General features: G+C 35.8%; 12 protein-coding genes and 2 tRNA genes. All 14 read right to left on the bottom strand.

Annotation, left to right across the window (positions count from 1 at the left end; all coding sequences use genetic code 11):
- Window positions 1–11 precede the first annotated feature (11 nt).
- Window positions 12–554: a hypoxanthine phosphoribosyltransferase gene (gene hpt, locus ACU8YW_RS00365; RefSeq protein ID WP_000981845.1), complete on the bottom strand. Its 543-nt coding sequence runs from the start codon at window positions 552–554 to the stop codon at window positions 12–14.
- On the bottom strand, window positions 551–1981 hold the full coding sequence (gene tilS, locus ACU8YW_RS00360) for a tRNA lysidine(34) synthetase TilS (protein ID WP_000655443.1): 1431 nt from the start codon (window positions 1979–1981) through the stop codon (window positions 551–553). The genes hpt and tilS overlap by 4 nt, the downstream gene beginning before the upstream one ends.
- A 233-nt stretch (window positions 1982–2214) precedes the next feature.
- Window positions 2215–4686 carry a stage II sporulation protein E gene (gene spoIIE, locus ACU8YW_RS00355; RefSeq protein WP_001123543.1) on the bottom strand — a complete coding sequence of 824 codons (2472 nt, stop codon included), beginning with the start codon at window positions 4684–4686 and terminating at the stop codon, window positions 2215–2217.
- Between the two features lie 261 nt (window positions 4687–4947).
- A tRNA-Glu gene (locus ACU8YW_RS00350) sits at window positions 4948–5019 on the bottom strand.
- Between the two features lie 13 nt (window positions 5020–5032).
- Window positions 5033–5106 (bottom strand) — tRNA-Met (locus ACU8YW_RS00345).
- Between the two features lie 160 nt (window positions 5107–5266).
- Window positions 5267–5755, bottom strand: a complete 489-nt coding sequence (locus ACU8YW_RS00340; protein WP_000021454.1) for a S1 domain-containing RNA-binding protein — start codon at window positions 5753–5755, stop codon at window positions 5267–5269.
- An 87-nt stretch (window positions 5756–5842) separates the two neighbouring features.
- A complete protein-coding gene (gene divIC / locus ACU8YW_RS00335) occupies window positions 5843–6202 on the bottom strand; it encodes a cell division protein DivIC (protein ID WP_001208737.1) in 360 nt (119 codons plus the stop codon).
- Window positions 6199–6852, bottom strand: coding sequence for a spore cortex biosynthesis protein YabQ (gene yabQ / locus ACU8YW_RS00330; RefSeq protein ID WP_426934650.1), 654 nt, complete (start codon window positions 6850–6852; stop codon window positions 6199–6201). Before yabQ ends, divIC begins: the two co-directional genes overlap by 4 nt.
- The gene (gene yabP / locus ACU8YW_RS00325) at window positions 6849–7157 is read right to left on the bottom strand and encodes a sporulation protein YabP (RefSeq protein ID WP_000368630.1); all 309 of its coding nucleotides are present in this window, start codon (window positions 7155–7157) and stop codon (window positions 6849–6851) included. Before yabP ends, yabQ begins: the two co-directional genes overlap by 4 nt.
- A 58-nt stretch (window positions 7158–7215) precedes the next feature.
- Window positions 7216–7491, bottom strand: a complete 276-nt coding sequence (locus tag ACU8YW_RS00320) for an RNA-binding S4 domain-containing protein (protein WP_001234876.1) — start codon at window positions 7489–7491, stop codon at window positions 7216–7218.
- 14 nt (window positions 7492–7505) lie between these two features.
- Window positions 7506–8966 (bottom strand): bifunctional methyltransferase/pyrophosphohydrolase YabN, encoded by a 1461-nt coding sequence (yabN, locus tag ACU8YW_RS00315; protein ID WP_000014264.1) that lies wholly within the window; start codon window positions 8964–8966, stop codon window positions 7506–7508.
- Between the two features lie 12 nt (window positions 8967–8978).
- Window positions 8979–10580, bottom strand: a complete 1602-nt coding sequence (locus tag ACU8YW_RS00310) for a putative polysaccharide biosynthesis protein (protein WP_097891834.1) — start codon at window positions 10578–10580, stop codon at window positions 8979–8981.
- A gap of 232 nt (window positions 10581–10812) precedes the next feature.
- Entirely contained in the window at window positions 10813–11349 is a 537-nt protein-coding gene (spoVT, locus tag ACU8YW_RS00305; RefSeq protein WP_088061461.1) for a stage V sporulation protein T, read from the bottom strand.
- Between the two features lie 136 nt (window positions 11350–11485).
- Complete coding sequence (gene mfd / locus ACU8YW_RS00300) at window positions 11486–15016, bottom strand: transcription-repair coupling factor (RefSeq protein ID WP_000579706.1); 3531 nt, start codon at window positions 15014–15016, stop codon at window positions 11486–11488.
- Window positions 15017–15018: the final 2 nt, after the last annotated feature.

Genomic DNA, 15018 nt, shown 5'->3' with positions numbered 1-15018 from the left:
CCTGTATTTAATTAATTTGAGTAAACACTTGGTTTTAATACTCCTACATAAGGAAGATTACGGTACTGCTCTTTATAATCTAATCCATACCCTACAACAAATTCATGTGGAACAGTAAACCCAACATAATCCGCTTTCAAATCTACCTTACGGCCTGTCGGCTTATCTAATAACGTAACAATTTTTACAGACTTCGCTTTACGATATTTGAATAGGTCTACTAAGTAACTTAGCGTAAGACCGCTATCAATAATATCTTCAACGATTAAAATATCGCGACCCTCTACAGAAGTATCAAGGTCTTTTAAAATTTTCACTTCGCCTGTTGAAACAGTAGAGTGACCGTAACTAGATACAGCCATAAAATCCATTTCAAGATATGTATCTGTTCTCTTTAATAAATCTGCCATGAATGGCATTGCGCCCTTTAATACACCAATCGCAAGAGGTATTGTGTTTTTATAATCCTCTGCAATAACCGCACCTAATTCGCGCACCTTTTCTTGTATTTGTTCTTCAGAAATTAATACTTTTTCGATATCTTGATTCATCATTTCATTATCCTCCCGGAAGACTCCTTGCTTTTGTAGTGAATAATCATATATTTATCCTTCTTTGCCGCCTCTTTCGAGATAGCAAATGCAGATCGCTTCAACAAGGGTACCCAAATAATATTCCCACTTGCATCACAAACGACCGGCCATTCTTCTCTTTTTTCTCTTGGTACTTTTGCTTCAATAAAAATAGTTTTTATCTTTTTTGTGCCATTCATACCTTGTATTGACATGCGATCTCCATTTTCTCTAGAACGAATACGAAGTGGATATGATATATCATTATACTTAGCAACAAATACTGTTTCATTCATGTTACTTGGTATGTCTTCGCTCACCTCTGTTACAAGCTTATCCCCGTTCGATAGCGTAATTGTCCCGGGCACTGATAAATCTTGTAAAAAAGGAGAAACAATTTCTTGTTTAAATCCAAAGCTGCACTCCTCGTATGCGCGAACAATTTTTAAATCACCTGGGAAATCAAGTGAACCCGAAGGTTGTGTCCGCTTAAAAAACTCGATCACTTTGTCAATATGTATAGAGGAAAGAGAAGATGGAATCTTATATTCATAAAGATAGTTTAATATTAGTTGAATCCCTCTTCTTTGTAAAGGCATAGACATGGATTCAAAGGCAGGAATTGATAAGCTAATTTGTTTATCACTTTTTTTTGTAATTACTTTATTCATTTTCTCAAAAGCTAATTCCTGCAAATACGCCTCATCCTCTTGCATCTGCATGCTAAATTTTTGGAATTTCTCATGCACTTGTGAATTTTCTTCTTTCAAATGAGGAAGAACATATTTGCGTAATCGATTCCTTGTATATACTTCCTTTTTATTACTTGGATCTATACGGGGAATTATTTTTAGCTTATTACAGTAATCAACAATCTCTTCCTTCGTTACTCCAAGTAACGGCCTAATTAAATATCCATTATGAAAAGGACGCTTCACTGCAATTCCTGCATATCCTTTCGGAGTACTCCCTCGTACAAGGCGCATTAAAATCGTCTCTACTTGATCATCACCATGATGTCCAAGAGCTACATATCTCGCATCATATTTCTTCATTATTCTTTCCAAAAATGCATATCTGCATTCTCTAGCAGCAACCTGTGCATTCATTCCGTGTTGCTGTTGATATTGCGACACATTAATCCTTATCGTTTCGCAAATAACTCCCAGCCCTTTACAAAGGTCCTGCACAAACTGTAGGTCCTCATGAGATTCATCACCTCTAAACATATGGTCCACATGTGCCACTACAATTTCGAACTGTTTTGCTGCTCTTTTTTCTAACAAATAATATAGAAGAGCCAAAGAGTCAGGACCACCAGAAACCCCTACAACAATTGTTGAACGTTCCTTTAATACATCATGCTGCTTTACAAAGTCATCTACCTTTTCAACAAATGTATCTTTCAACTTCGTAATCACCTTTCATTAAACAAGAACAGCAACGTTAGTTACCTTGTTTATAATGGTACAACTTTTACAAACATTGTGCAAAAAAAAGATATACAAAAATTACATTTTTATCTTACATCATCCGTACATATTCACAAAAGTAATAACATTATCTTTTAAAGTAAAAAAACCTAGGCATCCACCTAGGTTTTTAGAAAGAAACAGTGATAAAGAAACATCACACTTAAAATTTATTGTGCCTGCATTCCTACAATTGGAATCGTAGCCCACTTCGGCATATTTTTCTTCACTTTCGCCACAACGATAGTCATATCATCATTTATATAACCATCACAAGAGCGAATCACCTCTTCCATAATGATATCAGCAATTTCTTGCGGATCTTCGGTTTGTAATTCTTTAATTTTTCGTTTCATCCATAGTTCATGATTTTCTACATGTTGCGCTCCCTCGAAAATCCCATCGCTCATCATAATAAGGATATCGCCCGTTTTTAATTGTTCACCTACTACATCAACTTCAACATCCTCAATAATGCCCATCGGCAAATTACTTGCCTCAATTTTCAAAATATTATTCGCGCGTTTAACAAAACTCGGCGTCGATCCAATCTTTAAAAATTTCGCACTCGCATCCCGCAAATCCACCATAGCTAAATCTAACGTCGTAAACATCTCTTCTGTTGTTCTTAAAGAAAGAATAGAATTGATAGATTTAATCGCTATTTCCTCATCAATGCCTGATTGAAGTATTTTTTGTAATAATTTTACCGTTTCTTTACTCTCCATATGAGCTCTTTGCCCATTTCCCATACCATCACTAATTGCAAGCGCATATTTACCAACACTTAAATCCATCATCGCATAAGAGTCACCAGAAACAAACCCACCGCCTTTTGCAGCTGTGGCCAACCCAGTATCAAGAGAATACGTTTTTGCCGAACCAAATGATATTAAGCTGTGGCCGTTCGGATAAGAAGATTTTTCTTCATGTTTAACAACAATATTTTCCTTTAGAATGTCAGAAAGCATCGGCGCAACTAACTTTTCACATTCTCCATGTTCATTAGATGCAACTGGAATCAACATTTCAATATCAATACTTCCTCTATCTAAACAATATATATCAACATGCTCTACTTCTACGCCAAAATCACGAAACGCTTGCATAATCTGTTCTTCCTGCACTTGATGATTTTCTCGTTCTCTTTGGATCTCCTTAGCAAAATCCTCCATAACTTTTGATACACCTAATAGTTGCTCCGCTACTATTCTACGGTTTTCTTTCATTTGTTTTCGTAATTTTTGTCCTTCATAGAAGTGATCTAATTCACCCGCTACTAAATCCGTCACTTTCTTCCCTCTCACACAATGCTTGTCCCATTCACGAACTAACTTCCGATTATGCTGCAACGTCCCCTCTTCCGTTTCACTCATTATTTGTTTCATATAATCGTACGTTTTGTCGAAATTAACTACCCAGCATTGGTCCTTTTTAAAGCATGTTTGGCATGTTTTTGCAGTAATTGTACTTAAGAACAAATCCGCTTCTGTCTCTTTATCTTCCTCCTCCACATATCCATATACAGAAAAGCTATTAGATAAAGCAGCAAATACATTGGCAAATTGATTAATTTTATTCGCTGTAACATCACGCATCCTTCTTAAATACTGTTGTTGATCTTGCGAATGTTCCTGTGTGCCTGGCATGAATTTAGCAATACGATCCATAACAAGTTTCGGTGTTAATAAGAAGAACATAATCGCCACACCAGATTCAATTAAAGTTGTCACAATGTTTGTTTGCTTGTCTACATATAGCGTAATCAAGCTCGTCCCAATTAATAAACCTAAACTAACACCTAAACGCTTCCCTTCTTTTAACAAACCACCAAGCAACCCAGAAAAAGCAAGTAGACTAAGTTGAGACAAACTGGAGACATTGGCTAAACTTAATATTAATCCAGTGACGACCCCCACTGTAGATCCTGTAGCCGCCCCCGCAATAAATGCAAACACGAGCACTAAATACCTAGTAAAAATATGTTGAATAGAAGCGTCATATACAAACCAATCTGTTGTCCCTGTTAAAACAGATGCTAGTAATATAATTAAACAAACAATTTCTTCTGTCTCTAGCGCTTGTTGTTTACCTTTTCGTTCTACTAAAAGCGGAACACTTTGTAAAAATATCATAGTTAATACGAAGCTAAGCCCTGCCTCAATCGTACTAACGAGTAAATCGTACATGGTGACAGTTTGTTGCGCGAAATATACGACAACTAAATGTGCGGTTAATGCGGAGATAAATACTTGGAATGGAACAAGTCCAACAGTTTTACGTGTAAACCGACTAAAGAAGATATTATAAATGAAGAAAGTAAAAATAGATGCAAAGGTAAAGAATAAATTATCTATCGAAACTGAAAGTGCGCCCCCCATAAGAGCCAAGAACGCGAGCGGCATTTTATCCCGCTTCATAACATAAACAGCAGCAAAAAACGGCAGTGCAAACGGTAAAATATTTGTTAATATATATGCTCGTCCCAAAAGAAAACCAATAACAACAATAATAAATCCCCATCTAAAGAAAACCTGTTCAAACTTCATTCGCAACTTACTCGTCCACTTTACTGCTCCAAGCTGACTCTCATTCATTGCCAATGCACTTGTATTCATAGTATTCCTTCCTGCTTTAGGCATATTTTTAACACCACCTGCATAGTTTAATTACTGTCATTATAAAAGATGATTATTGGGATTTTTGTCAAAACAACAGTTTTCACTTTTATAATCGTTCGACTTTTTATTCGAAATAACTCTACATATATACACGGTATGTAATTTATTCTCACTATTTTAATTGAACATTCAGAAAATATAGGGTGATTTTGTAGAAGTGTTGTATGTCTTAATTTATTTAACAAAAAAAAGATCATGCAAATTTGCATGATCTTTTTAGGATGACCCGTACGGGATTCGAACCCGTGTTACCGCCGTGAAAGGGCGGTGTCTTAACCACTTGACCAACGGGCCGTTAAATTAAATATAGCGGCGGAGGGGATCGAACCCCCGACCTCACGGGTATGAACCGTACGCTCTAGCCAGCTGAGCTACACCGCCATGTCGTCTTATTTAACGGACAATTAGTATCTTACCTCAGATATATTTTAAAGTCAACACATCTTGAAAACTTTTTTAAAAATATATTTTCACATATAAAAAAGCACCCCGAGCAATCGCCCTGGGTACCTCTCTATATGCTAAGAATTAAACGTTCTTATTATCCGCGACGTGCGCCACGGCCACCACGTTTAGATTCTGTGTTACGCTTTAAAGAAGTTAAACGATCTTCACTGTCCTTTAAGAAACGTGCCATCTTTTGCTCGAATGTTTCTTTTGGAGCTCGTTCGTTACCGCCGCCACGGTTATCTCTGTTGAAAGAACGATTACGTTGTGGACGTCCAGAACGTTGTTGATCGCCACCGCCACCGCGTTGGTATTCACCACGTGGACGATCTCCTTCTGTTTTTTCACGCTCTTTCGCTTTTTTAATAGATAGACCGATCTTACCATCTTTTTCAACGTTAATAACTTTTACTTCTACTTGGTCGCCCACTTTTAAGTGATCGTTAATATCTTTCACATAATTATCAGCAACTTCACTAATATGAACAAGACCCGTTAAGCCTTCTGGCAGCTCCACAAAAGCCCCAAAATTTGTAATACCTGTTACTTTACCCTGTAACTTGCTGCCTACCTCGATTGACATAAAAAAAATGCTCCTCCTTAGTGGTTAAAAAGTCAAATTTTACTTTATTATATATAATCCTAAAATATAGTGTCAATAAGACATACTCTACTTAGAAACAGGAAAAATTATCTCCCCTTTTCCAGAGAAGAAATAATCCCTTCTAGCAATCTTTAATACGTACTCTTCATCATTCAACTTTTGAACTTCGTCTTTTAGACTCTTTTCTTTATTCGTTAATGAATCCAGTTCTTTTTTCATGTCCTTAACTTTTGCTTCTTTTGCTCTAATGGAACTGTTTTGTTGATAAAACGTTACACTAATACTCGCAATAATTGTAAAAGCAAAGACAAGAAAAACCGCTAAACGGCGATAAAGTCGCTTCCTGTTCTCATCCGTTTGTATTATATGCTCTTTAACAGGATTTGGACTCTGTTTTTCGATTGTTCTTTGTCTCAGTTCCCTCATTTCCGAGGTCCCCCTAACTTCTTTTTTATACGCCCCCATAATTGGAAGATGTGTCCCTTCAATTTTGCTATATATTGCAGGAACCCTACATGTTTCATTATAAAAAGTTTAACACGACTAGGGAGAAGTTTCCATATGAGCGAAGCAATAAATCGAACAGGCCAGAAAAAAACTTTCCATATGAAAAGTAATATCCAAATCACCATTTTCCATAACACATGTCCAATTGAAAGCAGTATACGAAATAAGAATAATATAAATGCAATAAATAGCTGCGCTATAATAATAACAGGTTTTATCATGAGTAGCTTTATAATTTGAACAAAAAAGTGTGTTGTTTGCATAAAAATATAGATGAGAAAATTTAACAGTCTCATGTATATTGCTTTCAATAAGCTTTGATATGCCGCAAAACCACATAATAATGCCAAAAATACATATATACGTAGTTCAGCTTCATTTACAAGAAGCAGTACATAAAAAACGAATAATGCTTGGACAATCCAAAATAGTATATCATGAATAAATACAAGCCAACGTTTACGTTCTTGCCGCTTTAAAAATCGTTGGTATGTATCTAAAGACGCTCCAATCCAAGCACCCATTCCGATCATTGAGAGCATCGTATACAACTGAATTGTTAGGCTCATTTAAACAACTTACTAAAGAATCCTTTAGTTTTCTCCCCTTGATTCTCATCAATATACAGCATCTCATGAACTTTCCCTTTAATCGATACAACACCTTTTTCTACATCTAAATTTTTCATTTGCAAATTTTGACCACGAATTGTTAAAAAACCCATTACGGTCTCAAGTAAAAACTCCTCGCTATCAAAACTCTCTACCTGCTTTACACCGGTAATATCAATTACACGCCTGCCACGCATAATAATATCATGCTCTACCGAAACATTTTGTTGATTAGAAGACATAGGTGAGTAACCATTATCCACGTAAATCCCCCCATAGATTTATACTAGCTAATAGTAATGTATGAAGGGATAATTGATTTTAGAACAAGCCTTCTTCAGCCTTTACTTTTTCTTCGCGAACTAAACTATACATATTTGCTGCATCTTCTTTTTTAGTCGTTTCTTTCAATTCGTTTATTTTTACAGTTACTATTTTTTGACCAAAACGAATTGTTAATTCATCAGCTACTTTTACATCTGAACTCGCTTTTGCCACTTGACCATTAATTGATATTCTTCCTTGATCAGCTACTTCTTTCGCTAATGTTCTTCTTTTAATTAAACGTGATACTTTCAAAAACTTATCTAGACGCATATCAAATCCCCCTATTAACGCTCTGTTTGTTTTGCCTCTTCCCATAAAACGTCTAACTGCTCTAATGATAAATCTTGCATCTCTTTATTCATTTCAGCTACCTTTGCTTCCATGTATAAGAAACGACCGACGAATTTCTCATTCGTTGAACGTAACGCCTCTTCGGGATCTATTTTATAATGACGAGCTATATTCACAAACGCAAATAGTAAATCGCCAAATTCACCTAACATTTTCGCCTCATCCATATTTGTAACTTCTTGTTGGAACTCTTGCCATTCTTCTAAGGCTTTCTCTATCATCGGTTGTACATCAACCCAATCGAAACCAACTTTGCCAGCTTTTTTCTGGATTTCATAGGCGCGTAGTAACTGTGGCAAACTTTTTGGAACCCCATTTAAAACAGATTCTTTCACGAATCCTTTTTCTTGTTTTTTAATTTCTTCCCAATTGGCAATTACTTCATCGGCATTATTTACATCCGTATTCCCAAATACATGCGGGTGGCGGCGAACCATTTTCTCAGATAAAGTTCGAATAATATCATCTATAGAGAACCAACCTTCATCCTCCCCGATTTGAGCATGCAACATAACTTGTAATAATATATCACCCAGTTCTTCTACTAAGTGATCATCATCCTCTTCATCAATTGCTTCCAACACTTCATAAGCTTCCTCAATTAAATACTTCTTTAAAGATTGATGTGTTTGCTTTTTATCCCACGGACAACCATTCGGTCCACGAAGGTCTGCAATAATTTCTCTAAGCACATCAAACTGTTGATACAAGGACGCACGTTCTTTAACTGGTGGTACATATACACTCGTTAAATTATTCAACTCTGTTTCATGATCTAACATGTACAACGGCACCTTTTTAACTTGTTCAAATGAAGTCCCTGCAGCTGTTACGATATACACTTCATAATCATCTGATAGCATCTCCATTAATGTTAATTTCACATCAGATGCAACGAATGCGTCATATACTTGGCAAAAGATTAAATGTTGACGTAATTCTAATTGTCCTCTTTCAAATGATGTGGCGTCAATTAATTGGAATCCTTCAATCGGATCAATCTTTAGACTCGCAAACATAGGATCAAGGAAACTTTGTCCACCTTCAATGCGCACTTCAACATTCGCTACTTCACCTTTTTCCAACAGTAGCTGAACCGTTCTTTCCGCTACAAGCGGATGCCCTGGCACGGCATAGATGATTTCTGTGCCTTCAGCTTGTTCTAACAATGTATTCGCGATTGTTTCATATACAATTTCAAATGTATCATGCGCTTCATATACACTGTCAAAGGCTGTATATTGTATACCTTCTTTCTCCAACTCTTCTATAACGGGATGTTCCTTCGTTCTAACAAACATGTGATCTGCTTCTTTTATTTTTCGATATACACCCATCGTTAACTGATCTAACTCACCAGCACCTAATCCTAAAATAGTAATGATTCCACTCACAACCTGCCACCTCTATCCACTCTTCTTCAATGAACCTTCTTTTTTCTCTTTTTTCATAACGGTTCCTATTTCCGCTTTTGTAAATACACGTAATTTTAAAATTAAAAACACATATGTTAATCCACCGATAGCTACACCTAACAATGCCTCAAGTGTTGCAATTCCTCTATGCCTTGTATCAATTACTAATCCAGACATTTGCATCAAACGTATAAATATTATTAATACAAACCCCATACCGATACCACTAATAACTACACCTAACATATTACGCTTATCGATAAGCGATTCGGATACAGCTTGCATAAGTAATGCACTATTTAGCACAGAAATTACAATTAACGCAACTAGTGTTGCAATTGCAGCTCCCTTCACACCAAAATACGGCATTAATGTATAATTTAAAGCTAACTTTAAACAACCCCCAAATATAACGAATATTGCTGGTTTTAATGTTTGTCCTAACCCTTGCAAAATAGAAGCAGTTGTAATCGACAATGAACTAAATAAAATAGATAAAGATAAAATGGATAAAACATCTGACCCATCACTATTTTCAAACAACATAATATTCGTAGGCTGAATAATACAAGTTAATCCAATGGCAGCTGCAAATCCAATAACAAATGTTATTTTCATTGCTAACTTTACCTTTTCTCGAATAAAGGAAAGATCTCCTCTTTCCTTCGCCGCTGTAATAATTGGAATAAGTGACAATGAGAAAGAAGTTGTCACGACAGTACCTAATTGCATAAGCGGGATACTTCTGTCGTAAACACCTTTTAATACCTTTGCACTTTCAGCTTGCTCTCCTGCCCCAATAAGTAAGGAATAGAAGGAAATGGAATCAGCCATTTGTATAAAAATAAGTACTAAGTTACTAACACAAATCGCCAATCCCTGCCAAAACAGAATTTTAATGATCCTCTTTTTCCCCTTAATTCTCTTTACACTCTTGAAAAATATAGAACGAAAGTCATGACGCATATAAAGTACAAGTACGATAATCCCAATTAGTCCGCCTGCGATTGAACCTAACATAGCACCTGCACCGACTGTATATAAATCAAATCCGCGAGCAATTAGGAATAGAGATAAAAATACAATAATAGAAACACGAATTGTTTGTTCTATCACTTGCGAAACAGCTGTTGGCATCATATTATTGAATCCCTGAAAATATCCTCTTGCTACAGATAAAAACGGCATCAATATGAATGAAAATGAAATAACACGTAATAACTTATCTAAGTGTATATCACCCATGGCTGCTGCAATTGTTTCGGCACCAAAAAACAATGTAAAAAAGCCTACGAAACCAATTCCTAATAAAAACCAAAAAGATACACAGATAATTTCTTCTGCTTCTTGTTGTTTCCCTCGCTCTAATCGTTCCGCAACCATTTTTGAAATTATAATGGGGAACCCATAAGTAGCTAAAATTAAACAAAATCCATAAAACGGATAAATTTGTTGGTAAATATAAAAACCAATATCACCCGCTATATTTTGATATGGAATACGGTAAAAAGCGCTTAATACCTTTGTAACAAAACTTGCGATTGTTAATATAATAGCCCCACGCCAAAAGGCTTGATACTTCTTCGATTCCATACAAGAAAACTCCTTTTTCTATTCTCACCCCTCGTATTATATCATAAAGAAAAGGACAAGCTTCCTTGCCTACACGAGTAATAATACGTTCGTGCAACGCTAGAAATGTTCAACGAAAAAAGGTAGCAAAGCGCTACCTTCATTCAATATACATATATCTCCAAATATTTGATTTCTCAAAAAGAAATATCATAATTAGGAAAGATTGCTACTTCTAAAATTCGATATAGCCTTACTGCTCCATTTGTTTCGCTAAAAAGCTTGCAGCTGTATTTACTGACTTATGCTCTACTTCACTTATAATATCCTCTTTAGAGAAGATAACAACAGCTCCAATTGGATCCCCATTCGCAACAATCGGGCCAATTGTATAGGAACTCACTTTTTCTGTTACTCCATCAATAATTGAAATTTCGCTTTCATCTGTCATAATTACAGACTTACGCTCTTCCATTGTCTTCTCAATTAAATCGCCAACACTTTTATTTAAGTATTCTTTTTTAGATACGCCTGCTACCGCGATAACAGAATCACGATCGCATACAAGCACATTATGTCCTAAGCTATCGTATAAAGCTTCCGTATATTCCTTTGCAAAATTACCTAGTTCACTAATTGGAGAATATTTTTTCAAAATCACTTCTCCATCGCGATCAACAAATATTTCTAGTGGGTCTCCTTCTCGAATACGTAAAGTTCTACGAATTTCCTTCGGGATTACTACCCTACCTAAATCATCAATTCGACGTACGATTCCAGTTGCTTTCATTCTAATGCTGCCTCACTTTCTACTGATGATCAAAGTGGTGAATTTACCTGTTCATGTAAAAATCACCAACTGTTAGACATAGTATTTTACACATTAGTTCTTCTATGCACGCCGAATTGTATTTTTTTATCTTATATTAGGCATTTATGACTTCTTTTTTTACATCTGGTAGGCCTTTTAATAAATTTTCAGCAATTGTTAACCACTTCGATGTCTCTAAACCATTTGTTTTCATAACGATTTTCAATTGCGATCCTTCCATTCCTAGACCAATCATACGTCCAAAACTATTTCCAAGCATGAATAATTTTCCGCCATCAATATTTTGACTTGCTTGTTCTGAGAACAGAATTGTCACTTCAAATTTATTTTGCTTAATTAACTCAATTTGTTCTTTCATTGCCAATACTTTAATATTTGCAATTTGCAATAAGTAACCAACTTCTTGCGGGTAATCACCAAATCTATCTATCATCTCTTCCTGCAACTCTTCAATATCCTCAATTGCAGAAACACCTCTAAACTGTTTATACATCATAATCTTTTGTTTACTATCTGAAATATAAGCATCTGGTAAATATGCATCTACTTCTAAATCAATTTCAACATTAACTGTATTTTCAACCCCATCTGTTCCTCTACGCTGTTCAATTGCATCTTTTAACATTTGAGAATATAGATCAAATCCGACAGAATCAATAAATCCATGCTGTTCGGCTCCTAACAAGTTACCTGCACCACGAATGGATAAGTCTCTCATCGCAATTTTGAAACCTGACCCAAGCTCCGTGAACTCTTTAATGGCTTGCAGACGCTTCTCTGCAACTTCTGATAACACTTTATCTCGTTTGTATGCAAAGTATGCATATGCAACACGATTAGAACGTCCAACACGACCACGAAGCTGATACAGCTGCGATAATCCCATACGATCTGCATCAAATACAATTAACGTATTTACATTCGGAATATCTACACCCGTCTCAATAATTGTTGTACTTACAAGAACATCATGCTGCCCTTCTAAAAACGATAGCATAACAGACTCTAATTCACCTTCGTTCATTTTCCCATGTGCATACGTTACACGCGCGTCTGGAACTAACATCGAAATTTCATCTGCTTTTCTTTCGATATCCTCCACACGATTATATAGGAAGTAAATTTGCCCACCTCTTGCAAGCTCTCGTTCTATCGCTTCTCGCATTAACGCTGGATTATACTCTACTACATACGTTTGGACTGGGAAACGATTTTCTGGTGGTGTCTCAATAACAGATAAGTCACGCACACCAAGCATAGACATATGGAGTGTACGCGGAATCGGAGTTGCCGTTAATGTTAACACGTCAACATTTGCTTTTAATTGTTTAATTTTTTCTTTATGCGTTACACCAAACCTTTGTTCTTCATCAATAATAAGAAGACCTAAATCTTTATAAGTAACGTCTTTAGATAAAATACGATGCGTTCCGATTACGATATCTACCGTACCATCTTTTAAGCCTTTAATTGTTTCATTTTGCTGTTTTCTCGTACGGAATCTACTTAATAATCCTATATTGATTGGATAATCTTGAAAACGCTCTCGAATTGTTTCATAGTGTTGTTGTGCAAGGATCGTTGTCGGCACTAAAATTGCAACTTGTTTTTCATCCATAATTGCCTTAAATGCCGCACGGATAGCTACTTCCGTCTTTCCATATCCTACATCACCACAAAGAAGCCTATCCATCGGACGTCCACGTTCCATATCTTTCTTAATCTCGTCAATAGAACGTAATTGATCCTCTGTCTCTTGATATGGGAAAGAAGATTCAAATTCTTGTTGTTCTGCCGTATCTGGTGTATATGCATAACCTTTTGAAGCTTCGCGCTCAGCATATAGTTTAATTAGGTCATCCGCAATGTCTTGTACAGATTTTTCAACTTTCGTTTTGACCTTTTTCCAATCATTTCCGCCCAATTTATAAACTTTAGGATCCTTACCTTCAGATCCTACATATTTCTGCACTTGGTCAATTTGTTCAATTGGAACGTATAACTTATCATTACCTTGATATTTAATATTCAAGTAATCTTTATGAACACCATTAATCTCTAGTGTCTCGATACCTAAGAATTTACCTATACCATGATTTACATGAACTACATAATCTCCAACTTTTAATTCCGAATAACTTTTAATACGTTCAGCATTAGATAACTTCTGCTTACGTTGTGATTTTTTAACTTTTTTATGAAAAAGCTCTTTTTCAGTAATAACAACAAGCTTTTGCATCGGCATTTCAAATCCTGCATGTAAATCACCTACAGCAATTTGCAACCTTCCAGGCAATAATATATCTGTGCCCTCTACGATATCTGCCTCAATATCATAATCACTTAAAATATGTTGTAGTTTTTTTACACGTTCATCATCTGTGCCGAGCACAACAGTCGTAAAATGCCCTTCGTTCCATCTATCAATTTCAGTTTTCAACAACTGCATCTGCCCATGGAAATCTTGCATTGTTTTACATGTCACATTCACAATATTTTGCGGATGTGTATGTGCTATATGACGTAAAAATAACGTTAAATATACAAAACTTCTTTTTTTATGATGAAGAAATTCCTCAAACGAGTGTGAGAAAGATAAATCTTGAATAATTGTTCCCTCACCAAGAAGTGATATATACCATTCTGCCTCTTCCGTTTCAAGATGTGATGCCGTTTCTTGAATACGAGAAATCTCATCCAAAACCACAATACCATCTTCAGGTAAATAATCTATCAGACTAGCAGGTTCTTTATAGAAAATAGATAAATATTTAAACATCTGTTCTATACTTTGCCCGTTTTTTAACATCTCAATTTCATGACTTACCGTTTCAAGCACTGTAGTCTTCAATTTATCATCGGAAAGTTTTTGCATCGTCTTAGTCAAGCCTTCCTCAAGATGCTCAATTCCCGACTTCAATTCTTCCTGTGAAAATAAAAACTCTGTTGCTGGACCAAATCTAACACTTTCTTTTTTATCTTGAGAGCGCTGTTCATCCACATCAAATAATCGAATAGAATCAACTTCTGTATCGAAAAATTCAATACGAAATGGTAACTCTTCAGTTAATGGGTAAATATCTAATATTCCCCCGCGCAAACTGAATTCCCCAGGAGCTTCTACCATCGACTTACGCTCATAACCAATATGATGTAAAGTATGCAAGAATGTATCTAAATCAATCTCTTGCCCTAGATTGATTTCGATTTGCCTTTGCTTCCACAACTCTTTCATTGGTAAAAATCTGCGTAGTCCTGCAACTGGCGCTACAATAATCCCGTTCTCTCCTGCCGCTAAACGATTCAATACTTCAATACGTTGCGCCTTCAATTCTGGGCTTGCAACACCAATTTCTGATGCTATCAATTCATTTACTGGGTATAACCACACATCTTTTTCACCAAGTAACGCCACTAAATCTTCATGCACTTTTTGTGCTTGATATAAATTATGCGTCACAATAAGTTGTGATTTTTTTGTTTTTTTATATAAGGCCGCCATTAATAACGAACGAGAAGAGGTTGCCATACCTGATACAAGTTGTTCTTTTAAACCATCTTCTAGTCCATTAATAACCGATTGGATCTCTTCATTTTTATAAAATTGCTCTAATAAACCTATCATTT

The sequence above is a fragment of the Bacillus pretiosus genome, assembly GCF_052947655.1.
The sequence above is the reverse complement of the archived record's forward strand: the minus strand, read 5'-3'. Positions and strand labels throughout refer to the sequence as shown.

Excerpts from the sequence above, each read along its gene's own strand:
- spoVT (WP_088061461.1), bottom strand. The coding sequence starts at position 11,349 with ATGAAAGCAACTGGAATCGTACGTCGAATTGATGATTTAGGTAGGGTA.
- mfd (WP_000579706.1), bottom strand. The coding sequence starts at position 15,016 with ATGATAGGTTTATTAGAGCAATTTTATAAAAATGAAGAGATCCAATCG.
- spoIIE (WP_001123543.1), bottom strand. The coding sequence starts at position 4,686 with ATGCCTAAAGCAGGAAGGAATACTATGAATACAAGTGCATTGGCAATG.
- ACU8YW_RS00320 (WP_001234876.1), bottom strand. The coding sequence starts at position 7,491 with ATGCGTCTAGATAAGTTTTTGAAAGTATCACGTTTAATTAAAAGAAGA.
- ACU8YW_RS00340 (WP_000021454.1), bottom strand. The coding sequence starts at position 5,755 with ATGTCAATCGAGGTAGGCAGCAAGTTACAGGGTAAAGTAACAGGTATT.
- ACU8YW_RS00310 (WP_097891834.1), bottom strand. The coding sequence starts at position 10,580 with ATGGAATCGAAGAAGTATCAAGCCTTTTGGCGTGGGGCTATTATATTA.
- divIC (WP_001208737.1), bottom strand. The coding sequence starts at position 6,202 with ATGAGGGAACTGAGACAAAGAACAATCGAAAAACAGAGTCCAAATCCT.
- yabQ (WP_426934650.1), bottom strand. The coding sequence starts at position 6,852 with ATGAGCCTAACAATTCAGTTGTATACGATGCTCTCAATGATCGGAATG.
- hpt (WP_000981845.1), bottom strand. The coding sequence starts at position 554 with ATGATGAATCAAGATATCGAAAAAGTATTAATTTCTGAAGAACAAATA.